The organism is Paraburkholderia susongensis, from assembly GCF_900177725.1.
GTDB classification, from domain to species: Bacteria; Pseudomonadota; Gammaproteobacteria; order Burkholderiales; family Burkholderiaceae; genus Paraburkholderia; species Paraburkholderia susongensis.
Window position 1 is genome coordinate 172,966 of record NZ_FXAT01000008.1, and the last position, 12,453, is coordinate 185,418.

General features: G+C 61.2%; 5 protein-coding genes. All 5 read left to right on the forward strand.

From position 1 onward, the window contains the following. The first annotated feature begins 458 nt into the window (after positions 1–458). The 5 genes from B9Z01_RS23190 (at position 459) to B9Z01_RS23210 (ending at position 12,446) form a co-directional block, all read left to right on the forward strand. Positions 459–6,692 carry a YadA-like family protein gene (locus B9Z01_RS23190; protein ID WP_085487339.1) on the forward strand — a complete coding sequence of 2,078 codons (6,234 nt, stop codon included), beginning with the start codon at positions 459–461 and terminating at the stop codon, positions 6,690–6,692. Between the two features lie 90 nt (positions 6,693–6,782). Then, a complete protein-coding gene (locus B9Z01_RS23195) occupies positions 6,783–7,505 on the forward strand; it encodes an OmpA family protein (RefSeq protein ID WP_085487525.1) in 723 nt (240 codons plus the stop codon). A gap of 128 nt (positions 7,506–7,633) precedes the next feature. Further along, the gene (locus B9Z01_RS23200; RefSeq protein ID WP_085487341.1) at positions 7,634–7,939 is read left to right on the forward strand and encodes a hypothetical protein; all 306 of its coding nucleotides are present in this window, start codon (positions 7,634–7,636) and stop codon (positions 7,937–7,939) included. Between the two features lie 414 nt (positions 7,940–8,353). Continuing rightward, on the forward strand, positions 8,354–11,236 hold the full coding sequence (locus B9Z01_RS23205; protein WP_085487343.1) for a YadA-like family protein: 2,883 nt from the start codon (positions 8,354–8,356) through the stop codon (positions 11,234–11,236). 487 nt (positions 11,237–11,723) lie between these two features. Then, positions 11,724–12,446 carry a response regulator gene (locus B9Z01_RS23210; protein ID WP_085487345.1) on the forward strand — a complete coding sequence of 241 codons (723 nt, stop codon included), beginning with the start codon at positions 11,724–11,726 and terminating at the stop codon, positions 12,444–12,446. The last annotated feature ends 7 nt before the right edge of the window (positions 12,447–12,453 follow it).

Sequence of the window (12,453 nt, forward strand, 5' to 3'; positions counted from 1 at the left end):
TGTACTGCGATCTCATGAATAGCGACGCCAGACTGAACCTGCCAGCCATCATGGGGCGTGGGATACGGAATGGCAAATTTTTAAAAATTATGACTTTATGTTCGGACCAGTCCTATTTCAATTCAATATTGAGAATATAAGATTTTCGCCGATTGAGATGGTGATCATCTGCGATTCGGACTGGGCCTATTTTTATCCTGTCTCGTAAATATAGGATGGAATCAGTTGGAGAGATAGACGCGAAGCGATCTGACTCTCCATAAATTCAACGACCATTTTCTGAGCGTCGCCGGCTGTCTAGTATCGGTGATGCGTGTGATCGCCAAATTTAGTGGTGACGATTTACTGATCTGATGGCGGCGATCATCTTTTTAAAATTCGTATAACTAATTATCTGATTTATTTTAAGTTATTTAAGTAGATTTAAATTTAGCTAACTATTGCAATAGGAACGCATCATGAACAAGTCATATATCAGCGTCTGGAACGAGGCGCTTGGGTCGTGGGTAGCGGCCTCCGAGCATACGGTTGCGCGCGGCAAGCGAAGCAAGTCACGGGCAGTGGCTGGGGCGGTTGCCACTGTCGTTGTGCTGGCCGGGCTGTCGGGTGCGGCATCAGCAGCCAATCTCATCGCCACGCCGGTTCAGGCGCAAAACGGGCAGTACTCGGGAACGGATACGACTTCCGCTTCTGCTACGGGCGAAGAAGCGACAGCGGTTGGGTCGAAAGCGTCTGCATCGGAGCTGGGAACAACCGCGATTGGCGCGGCTAGCGTGGCGAACGCACAGAACTCTACTGCGATTGGCATTCTGTCGACAGCGTCCGGCTCGGGGGCGGTCGCTCTGGGTTGGAATGCGACTGCCTCCGGGGGCCTCAGCACTGCGATTGGCGCACGGGCGACTAGCGATGGACTTCAGGGCCTGGCGCTCGGTGCTTCTGCTAACGTGTCTGCTGCAACGACCAACGGCATCTCCATTGGTACCTTGGCATCGGTGTCAGCGACCAACGGGACGGCAATCGGTGCCCGGGCGAGTGTCACGGCACTGAACTCGGTGGCACTGGGCGCGAATTCGACGACGACGGCAGACCTGAGCGCGGCCGGCTACAACCCGGGTTCGACGGCGTTGTCGGGTACCGCGTCGGCGGCGAATGGCGAAGTGTCGGTGGGTTCGGCAGGCAACGAACGTCGCGTGACCAACGTCGCTGCCGGTTCGGCCGCGACGGATGCGGTGAACGTCAGCCAGTTGCAATCGGAAGACGCGAAGGTTAACCAGCAGGGCTCGGACACTGCGGCGGCATTGGGCGGCGGTGCGACGTACAACGCGGGCACCGGTGCAATTAGCGCACCAAGCTACAACGTGGCGGGCGGCACGCAGAAGAGCGTTGGCGCGGCGCTGACGGCGCTGGACAGCGCAACCGTGCAATTCAACGGCGCAAACGGCGCGGCAAACGTCAACAACAAGAAGATTGTCAATGTGGCCGCGGGCGACCTGTCGTCGTCGAGCACGGACGCGGTGAACGGCTCGCAACTGTATGCAACGAACCAGCAGGTGTCACAGAACACCTCGTCGATCACGAACCTGGGCGACCAGGTGACGAACGTGTACAACTCCGGCACAAAGTACTTCCACGCGAACTCGACGGGTGCGGATTCGTCGGCGGTGGGTGCGGACGCGGTGGCGATCGGTATGGGTGCGGTGTCTTCCGGGATGGGTTCCATCGCAGAGGGCATGAATGCTAGTGCATCGGGCTCCGGTTCGACGGCGATCGGTCCATTGGCGACGGCGACGGGGGATAGCTCGGTGGCAATGGGCGTGGCTTCGAAGGCGACGGGGACGAACTCAGTAGCACTGGGCGCGGGCTCGAATGCGACGGAGGCGAACTCGGTGGCACTGGGCAACAGTTCGACGACGGCCGCGGCGGTGGGCACGAGTGGTGCGACCATCGGCGGGACGGCTTACTCCTTCGCGGGTGCGAATCCGACGGGCACGGTGAGCGTGGGCAGCGTGGGTAGCGAGCGCACGATCACGAACGTGGCGGCCGGCCGCCTGAGCGCGACGAGCACGGACGCGGTGAACGGCTCGCAACTGTACGCGACGAATCAGCAGGTGGACCAGCTGAGCAAGGACATCCAGAACGCGGCTGGCAACGGAACGGATCCGCTGGCGGTGCATTACGACGACGCATCGAAGGGCACGATCACGCTGGGTGGCGGCATCAACGGCACGAAGATCACGAACGTGGCCGCAGGCGATCTGTCGCCGTCGAGCACGGACGCGGTGAACGGCTCGCAGCTGTACGCGACGAACCAGCAGGTGGACCAGAACACCACGTCGATCACCAATCTGGGTGACCAGATTACACAGGTGAGCAAGACGGCGAATGCGGGCTGGAACGTCAGCGCGCAGGGTGCAAACGCGACCAATGTGGCACCGGGCGCGACGGTTGACCTGAAGAACACCGATGGCAACATCGCGGTGAGCAAGGATGCGACCAGCAACGACGTGAGCTTCGACCTGGCCCGCGACCTGAAGGTCGATAGCGTGACGACGGGCGGCACGGTGGTGAACAACAACGGCGTGACCATCCAGGGCGGCCCGAGCATCACCACGGGCGGCATCAACGCGGGCGGCAAGACGATCACGAACGTGGTCAACGGCGTGAACGCTGACGACGCAGTGAACAAGGGGCAACTGGACGAGGTGAGCCAGTCGGCGAATGCGGGCTGGAACGTCAGCGCGCAGGGTGCAAACGTGAGCAATGTGGCGCCGGGCGCCACGGTCGACCTGAAGAACACCGATGGCAACATCGCGGTGAGCAAGGATGCGACCAGCAACGACGTGAGCTTCGACCTGGCCCGCGACCTGAAGGTCGACAGCGTGACGACGGGCGGCACGGTGGTGAACAACAACGGCGTGACCATCCAGGGCGGCCCGAGCATTACCACGGGCGGCATCAACGCGGGCGGCAAGACGATCACGAACGTGGTCAACGGCGTGAACGCTGACGACGCAGTGAACAAGGGGCAGCTGGACGAGGTGAGCCAGTCGGCGAATGCGGGCTGGAACGTCAGCGCGCAGGGTGCAAACGCGACCAATGTGGCGCCGGGCGCGACGGTCGACCTGAAGAACACCGATGGCAACATCGCGGTGAGCAAGGATGCGACCAGCAACGACGTGAACTTCGACCTGGCCCGCGACCTGAAGGTCGATAGCGTGACGACGGGCGGCACGGTGGTGAACAACAACGGCGTGACCATCCAGGGCGGCCCGAGCATCACCACGGGCGGCATCAACGCGGGCGGCAGGACGATCACGAACGTGGTCAACGGCGTGAACGCTGACGACGCAGTGAACAAGGGGCAGCTGGACGAGGTGAGCCAGTCGGCGAACGCGGGCTGGAACGTCAGCGCGCAGGGTGCGAACGTGAGCAATGTGGCGCCGGACGCGACGGTTGACCTGAAGAACACCGATGGCAACATCGCGGTGAGCAAGGACGCGACCAGCAACGACGTGAACTTCGACCTGGCCCGCGACCTGAAGGTCGATAGCGTGACGACGGGCGGCACGGTGGTGAACAACAACGGCGTGACCATCCAGGGCGGCCCGAGCATCACCACGGGCGGCATCAACGCGGGCGGCAGGACGATCACGAACGTGGTCAACGGCGTGAACGCTGACGACGCGGTGAACAAGGGGCAACTGGACGAGGTGAGCCAGTCGGCGAACGCGGGCTGGAACGTCAGCGCGCAGGGTGCAAACGCGACCAATGTTGCACCGGGCGCGACGGTTGACCTGAAGAACACCGATGGCAACATCGCGGTGAGCAAGGATGCGACCAGCAACGACGTGAGCTTCGACCTGGCCCGCGACCTGAACGTGGACAGCGTGACGACGGGCGGCACGGTGGTGAACAACAACGGCGTGACCATCCAGGGCGGCCCGAGCATCACCACGGGCGGCATTAACGCGGGCGGCAGGACGATCACGAACGTGGTCAACGGCGTGAACGCTGACGACGCGGTGAACAAGGGGCAACTGGACGAGGTGAGCCAGTCGGCGAACGCGGGCTGGAACGTCAGCGCGCAGGGTGCAAACGCGACCAATGTGGCGCCGGGCGCGACGGTTGACCTGAAGAACACCGATGGCAACATCGCGGTGAGCAAGGATGCGACCAGCAACGACGTGAGCTTCGACCTGGCCCGCGACCTGAAGGTCGACAGCGTGACGACGGGCGGCACGGTGGTGAACAACAACGGCGTGACCATCCAGGGCGGCCCGAGCATCACCACGGGCGGCATCAACGCGGGCGGCAGGACGATCACGAACGTGGTCAACGGCGTGAACGCTGACGACGCAGTGAACAAGGGGCAACTGGACGAGGTGAGCCAGTCGGCGAACGCGGGCTGGAACGTCAGCGCGCAGGGCACGAACGTGACCAATGTTGCGCCGGGCGCGACGGTCGACCTGAAGAACACCGATGGCAACATCGCGGTGAGCAAGGACGCGACCAGCAACGACGTGAGCTTCGACCTGGCACGCGACCTGAAGGTCGATAGCGTGACGGCGGGCGGCACGGTTGTGAACAACAACGGCGTGACCATCCAGGGCGGCCCGAGCATCACCACGGGCGGCATTAACGCGGGCGGCAGGACGATCACGAACGTGGTCAACGGCGTGAACGCTGACGACGCGGTGAACAAGGGGCAACTGGACGAGGTGAGCCAGTCGGCGAACGCGGGCTGGAACGTCAGCGCGCAGGGTGCAAACGCGACCAATGTGGCACCGGGCGCCACGGTCGACCTGAAGAACACCGATGGCAACATCGCGGTGAGCAAGGACGCGACCAGCAACGACGTGAGCTTCGACCTGGCACGCGACCTGAAGGTCGACAGCGTGACGACGGGCGGCACGGTGGTGAACAACAACGGCGTGACCATCCAGGGCGGCCCGAGCATCACCACGGGTGGCATCAACGCGGGTGGCAGGACGATCACGAACGTGGCCAATGGCGTGGCTGACAGCGATGCGGTCAATGTGTCGCAACTCAACGCGGTGGACGACAAGTTGGGCAACCTTGATGCAGGTTCGGTGAAGTACGACACCAATGCTGATGGCACGACGGTGAACCGCAACAGCATTACGCTGGCCGGTGACACGTACGACTCCGTGACGCACGTCGGCGGCACGCGTATCACGAACGTGGCGGACGGTGTGAACCCCAGCGACGCAGTGAACATGTCGCAGCTGACAGAGACGAACGACAACCTCGCGAACCTGGGTGACCAGGTGACGAAGGCGGGCGACCAGATCAGCAACGTGTACAACACGGGCACGAAGTACTTCCACGCGAACTCGACGGGTGTCGATTCGTCGGCAGATGGTCAGGACTCGGTGGCGATCGGCATGGGTGCGGTGGCGAAGAACACCAACGACGTGGCGCTGGGCGCAGGCTCGACCACGGAAGCGGCGGTGGGCACGGCTAGCGCGACCATCGGTGGCACGGATCACCAGTTCGCGGGTGCCAAGCCGAACGGCACGGTGAGCGTGGGCAGCGAAGGTAACGAGCGCACGATCACGAACGTGGCGGCTGGCCGGCTGAGTGAGGCGAGCACGGACGCGGTCAATGGCTCGCAGTTGTACGCGACCAACCAGGCACTGGATCAGATCAACAGCAACATCACGAATCTGGATCAGGGCTCGGTCAAGTACGACCGCTACAGTGACGGCACCGTGAACTACAACAGCGTCACGCTGGGTGGCGGTATGTCCTCCGGACCGGTGGTGTTGACCAATGTAGCCAACGGTAAGTCCACCTACGATGCTGTGAACTTCGGTCAGTTGTCGGCCCTGCAGGACCAGGTGTCCAATATCGACAATCGGGTAACAGGTATCGAGAACAACGGCGGTGGGGCATCCAATCCCTACTTCAATGCAACCGATACTTCTTCCGACGACGAAGCGGTGGTAAACGAAGCGGTGCCGGGCACCGGTAAGGGCAGCACCGCAGCGGGTTCCGGTGCGACCGCCGCAGGTGACTATGGTACGGCCGTCGGTTCGAACTCCAGCGCAGCAGACAGCGCAGTCGCGGTGGGCGCGGGTGCTTCGGCAGCATCAGGTTCGGTAGCAATCGGCCAGGGGTCACAGGCAACGGCGGCTAACGCGGTTGCGCTGGGTCAGGGTTCGGTGGCTGATCGTGCTAACACGGTGTCGGTCGGCACGGAGACGAACCAGCGTCAGATCACCAATGTGGCGGCTGGTACGCAGGCCACGGACGCGGTCAACGTCTCGCAGTTGACGTCGGCGGTCGGTGCTATGGGCGGTGGCGCCAGCGTCAATCCGGACGGCTCGGTGACTGGTCCGTCGTATCAGCTCTCGGGCGGTACGTACTCGAACGTTGGCGACGCGCTTTCGAACCTCGACAGCCGGGTGAATGCCGCCAATCAGGCGATCGACAACGTCGCCAAGGGCGCTTACTCGGGTATCGCGGCAGCCACTGCGCTGACGATGATTCCGGACGTCGATAAGGACAAGACGCTGTCGCTCGGTATTGGCGGAGGGACCTACAAGGGGTACCAGGCTGTCGCCATCGGCGGTACGGCTCGCATCACGCAAAACATCAAGATGAAAGCGGGTGTCGGCCTGTCCAGCGGTGGTACGACTGCCGGCGTAGGTGCTTCGTACCAGTGGTAAGCGTTTAGCAGGAGAGAGGGCGTGCGCGCGCTCTCTCCGCCGCTTCGAATTTTCCAATTCTCTGCTTTCGCTTTGGGCGAATCTATAAACATGAAAAAGCATTCTCTAATTCATCCACGCCTGGTATTGCTGGGCGCAGTATTTGGGCTTGTGTCGGCATGTACGACGCAATCGGGTCCGACCTTTACAGCACATGCAATCACCGTTCCGAATCAGACGGCGCCAACGTATCGCGTCGAATGCGGCGGTCTTCTCGAAAACTCGCAAACGTGTTTTAGAGTCGCGGACGAAATCTGCAAGGACAAGCCTGTCACGGTGCTAGAGGCAGTTGACGGAGTCAGGTCCGGTGTCAATACAAAAGATCCGCGCGAGATCACCTTCATGTGCGGTAAGCCGGCTGAGGCACAACTCGCCGCTGTGCCACAACCTCAATCGCAGCAACAGCCACAACCGAAACCCCAGGAGCAGCGCCAGGTGTTGCTGCAAGGCGATGCGAATTTCGCCACCGACAGCGCCGTATTGAGCAACGCAGCGAAGGCGGCCCTAGACAATTTTGTGCGCGCGAATGAAGGTGTCAGTTTCCAGCGCGTTGTGATAACCGGTTACACCGACTCGACCGGCTCGCGGGCACACAATCAGAAACTGTCGGAGGCGCGCGCTCAATCGGTCCTGCAATACCTGCGTAACCGTGGTGTGATGGCGCAGACGTTTGTCGCCGAGGGCAGGGGTATGGACGATCCCGTCGCATCGAATGCGACTGCCGAAGGCCGCGCACTCAATCGCCGCGTCGAAATACGCGTCCTGGCGCTATAGGTTGCGACGGTCGTCAAGGTGTTAGAGCGCTGAGAGTCATCTAGCGGGCCTCCCACCGTCGTCATGGGAACGGCGGGGTTAAAGTGAGTTTGCCAACTGCTTTAACCAGAGGGAGGCCGCGATGAAATATGGCGGCATTGACTTGTACGCTCGTGAAGCCCAACGGTTCGCCACTGTTCGACTCGACCCGCTGGGCGCAGCTCGCGCGTCTCATCACATTCTGGAGGAACGCCCGCAGTGGATTTGTGCTGCAGGCCACCAGTTCATCAGTGGGCATGGAAATCGGTATCGCGATGGTGGCCACGGGTTCCATGTCGATGTCGATTCTCGCTGACTTTGACGGCGACGCAATTTCGCTCACGTCGCTGGCTGTGTTCGTTGCTTGCGATGTCGAGTCCGTGTGGACAACGCCGCTCAGACCTTCGCCTTCGTGAGGCGCATCGCGTCATAAGCCTGCTGTGCCAGGAACGCATCACTAGGACATGACCGAAAAACCATCGCCTGAAGGTCCGCACGAGCGATGTTTATCGCGCTAAATCCCTTTTTTGGCAAGCGATGTGGTGATCTGGCACGTCATGCAATTGCCCTGATTTGATATTCGGACTGTGTCTATTTTCGTTCTGTCTCAGAAATATAAACTGGACTCAGTTAAAGAGATCAGGGCGATTTGACTTTCCCGGAATTCAACCGTTAATGACCGACCGTCACCGGCTGTCCGGTGTTGGCGAGTGCGTAACCGTCACGATTTTCTAGCGAGAAATTGCTGATCCGTCAGACAGCAATGGTCTCCATAAGATAAGTAATCCTACGTTATATAGATTAACTAGCTCTTGAGGAAAGAACACATCATGAACAAGTCTTTTATCAGTATCTGGAGTGAAGTGCATCAGACTTGGGTGGCTGCCGCCGAAACTTCACGGGCACGTGGCAAGCGCGCCAGTTCGAAGGTGGTTGCGGGCGCGGTCGTTGCGCTGGTGTTGGGTGGGCTGGGCAGCACGGCAGCAGAGGCTGCCGTTATTGAAACGCCAGTCCAAGCGCAGAACGGAGGGAAGAATGCGTCCACTGGTGCTTCGGCTACAGACGAAAATGCGACGGCTGTGGGGGCTGGCGCGGTTGCATCTACTGGAGCTACCGCTATCGGCGCAATTGCCACGGCTAGCGGGGGTAATTCAACAGCGATCGGTGCAGGAACCTTGGCTAACGCGGATGGGGCTACAGCACTCGGCTATGGGTCGACCGCATCGGGTCAAGACTCAGCCGCTTTGGGGTTCGGTGCAACCAGCGCAGGTGGCGCGAGCATTGCAATTGGTCAGTTTGCTACTTCGGAAGGGGATTACTCCATGGCGATAGGTCTGGGCGCCACTTCGACAGGAGCCCAGTCCACTGCACTTGGTCTGGTCGCTCAGGCGTCGGGGACCTCAGCGATTGCACTGGGTACCGCGGCCACGGCCAGCGCGGCGAACGCTGCAGCGCTCGGCAATCAGGCGACTGCATCGGGGGATCGATCATCCGCAGTTGGTAACCAGGCTGCTGCCTCGGGTGACTTCTCGGCCGCAATGGGTACCAATGCTACCGCCACAGGCGCACAGTCAATTGCACTTGGTAATGTGGCTACTTCGACATCAGACTACGGCATGGCGCTTGGTTCGCACGCTCTGTCGGCAGAGTACGGTGCCACGGCGCTTGGCTCGTCGGCTACTGCGGCAGGGAGAAACGGCGTAGCGATTGGTTCGGCGGCCAGTTCGTCCGGGACTACCGCCGTGGCACTGGGCGCGGGTTCGAATGCGACGGAGGCGAACTCAGTGGCACTAGGCGCAAGTTCGACGACGGCTGCGGTGGTGGGCACGAGCGGTGCGACCATCGGTGGGACGGCTTACTCCTTCGCGGGTGCGAATCCGACGAGCACGGTGAGCGTGGGCAGCGTGGGTAGCGAGCGCACGATCACGAACGTGGCAGCCGGGCGCCTGAGCGCATCGAGCACGGACGCGGTGAACGGCTCGCAGCTGTACGCAACGAACCAGCAAGTGGCGGCCAACACGGCCAGCATTGAGAACAACACGACGACGATCACCAGCCTGGACGGCCGCATGACGACGGTGGACAACCGCGTCACCAGCATCGATGGCCGGGTGACCAACGTGGAAGGCTCGGTGGCGAACCTGACGCAGTTGCTGGACGGCGGTAGCGTCGGCATGGTGCAGCAGGACGCGACCAGCAAGGCCATCACGGTGGCCAAGAGCCTGGACGGCACGACGGTGGACTTCACCGGTACCGATGGCGTGCGTACGCTGAGCGGCGTGAAAGCCGGTGCACTGAGCGACACCAGCACGGAAGCGGTGAACGGTTCGCAGCTGTACGCGACCAACCAGAACGTGGCGGCGAACACGACGAACATCAGCAGCCTGGACGGCCGCGTGACGACGGTGGACAACCGCGTCACCAGCATCGACGGCCGCGTGACGACCGTTGAAGGCTCGGTGACGGACCTGACGCAGCAACTGAGCACAGGCGAAGTGGGCCTGGTAAAGCAGGACGCGGTGACGAACGCGATCACGGTGGCGTCGGACAAAGCGGGCACGTCGGTGGACTTCAGCGGTATGCAGGGTGCGCGTACGCTGAGCGGCGTTGCGGCGGGCAATCTGTCGGATACGAGCACGGAAGCGGTGAACGGTTCGCAGCTGTTCGCGACCAACACCCGTGTGACGACGGCGGAAAGCAACATTGCGCAGAACACGACGGACATCACGAAGTTGCAGGACCAGATGGGTGATGTCGGGACGTCACTGTCGGGCGCGGTGCAGTACGACCGCAACGTCGACGGTTCGGTGAACTTCAATTCGGTCACGCTGGGCGGAAGCCTGAGCGCAGCTCCCGTGGTCCTGACCAACGTTGCGGATGGCAAGAGCCAGTACGACGCGGTGAACTTCGGCCAGTTGTCGGCGTTGCAGGACCAGGTGACGGATCTCAATGGACAGGTGTCGAACCTGACCGGACAGGTGTCGGGTATCCAGCCCGGAAGCCCGTACTTCGACGCAACCGATGCTCCGTCGGCGAGCGGCAGCGATGGCGCTGAGGTCAATGCAGCAATGCCTGGTACCGGCGCAGGCAGCACGGCCGCCGGTGCCGGAGCGGCTGCCTCGGGCAACTACGCCACGGTGATCGGCGCGAACGCCAGTGCGGCAGCGGACAACGCCACGGCAGTCGGCGCCAACGCAGCGGCGACGGGTGTCAACTCGACGGCAATCGGTGCGGGCTCGCAGGCTGCCAATGCGAACTCGGTCGCGTTGGGTCAGGGTTCGGTGACGGACCGCGACAACTCGGTGTCGGTGGGCTCGGTGGGTAACGAGCGTCAGATCACCAATGTCGCAGCAGGTACGGCGGCGACCGACGCGGTGAACGTGGGTCAGATGAACAGTTCGGTGGCGCAAGGCGTTCAGCAGGCCAACAGCTACACTGATCAGCGGTTCAACGATGCCAACCAGGCGATTAACAACGTAGCCAAAAACGCCTATGCCGGTATCGCTGCGGCAATGGCCATGCCGAACATGACGCCGTCCGGTCCTGGCCGTACGATCGTCGCCGCCGGCGGGGCCACCTACAAGGGCGGTAGCGCTGCGGCAGTGGGCGCCACGTACCGTTCCCGGAACGGCAAGTGGCTGATGAACGGCGCGGTATCGGTCACGTCGACGGGCGATGCGGGCGTGCGTGCCCAGGTCGGATACGAGTTCTGACAAAGAACGAGGAACGACAAATAAGCACGTAAGAAGTCGCAAGAGGGTAATGTTGCACGGTCTTGCCGGTCACGGCAGACCGTGCTTTTTTTTACCAGGGTATGTGGGCAAATTGAATTGAACCGTCTGCGCAGCGATATGGATAACAGGACTCCGGCAACATGTTCAGGTCAACGTATTTTCATACAGCTTCTCCGAACGGTTTTCTGGTTCTGTTCCTGATCGTTGAGCAACCAGTCGAAGTCGGTGCAATCAGGGCCATGGCGAACTGGCATTGGCGGATGCCCCTGCCTGTCACTATCATGTAGTATGAAATATCTGCCCATTGGCGCGTCGATGTGGAGAGTGGTCACGCGCCGTTTGCCAAGCCTGATTGGTTGGCAGTCTTGCTGATTTGTGTCAGCGTGTAAATAATTAGTAAAGTGATTGGCAGCCCGGGCGCCAGGTAACCCCTTCCCATACCGCACGCGGTATAGAGGACGTCGATATGGCTTCTCTCACGATCCGTGTTCTACTCGCAGACGATCACCCGGCCATGCTCAGGGGTGTCGAACACGAGTTGTCGGTGGTCAGCTCGATCCAGTTAATGGGCTCTGCGCACAGTTCGACGGAATTGATCGCATTCCTCAATACAACGCCGTGCGACGTTGTCGTTTCCGACTACGCGATGCCGGCGGGCGAGTACGGCGACGGCATCGCGCTTTTTTCCCTGATCCAGCGGCGCTATCCGTCTGTCAAGCTCGTAGTGCTTACCATGCTGGACAATCCGGCGGTGCTGCGCGCGCTCGTGATGCAAGGCATATCGTGCATCGTCAGTAAATCCGATGCTGTCAGCCACATTGTTCCTGCTGTACATACCGCCAATAGCGGTGGCAAGTACTACTCACCGAGAGTCGACGAAATCGTTCAGTCGATCGACTGGAATCGTCGCGGCCGCGGCTCGACGGACGTTCTCAGCCAGCGCGAATCCGAAGTTGTCCGCCTGTTTGCGTCTGGTTTGACTGTCAATGAGATCGCAGACCGGCTGTGTCGTAGCAAGAAGACCATCAGCTCGCAAAAATCGAAGGCGATGGAAAAGCTCGGCATTGACCGGGACGTCGATCTACTGCGCTACGCTATGGAGAACGGCATGGTGTCTTCGTCCGAGCGAGCGTCAAACGGCGAATCCGATGTGCGTCTGCCGGAGGGGGGCGTACCCCCGTTGCCTTGAAAAGCTG

Bases quoted from the DNA above. Each gene is read 5' to 3' on its own strand.
- B9Z01_RS23190 (WP_085487339.1), top strand. From the start codon at position 459: ATGAACAAGTCATATATCAGCGTCTGGAACGAGGCGCTTGGGTCGTGG.
- B9Z01_RS23205 (WP_085487343.1), top strand. From the start codon at position 8,354: ATGAACAAGTCTTTTATCAGTATCTGGAGTGAAGTGCATCAGACTTGG.
- B9Z01_RS23195 (WP_085487525.1), top strand. From the start codon at position 6,783: ATGAAAAAGCATTCTCTAATTCATCCACGCCTGGTATTGCTGGGCGCA.
- B9Z01_RS23200 (WP_085487341.1), top strand. From the start codon at position 7,634: ATGGCGGCATTGACTTGTACGCTCGTGAAGCCCAACGGTTCGCCACTG.
- B9Z01_RS23210 (WP_085487345.1), top strand. From the start codon at position 11,724: ATGGCTTCTCTCACGATCCGTGTTCTACTCGCAGACGATCACCCGGCC.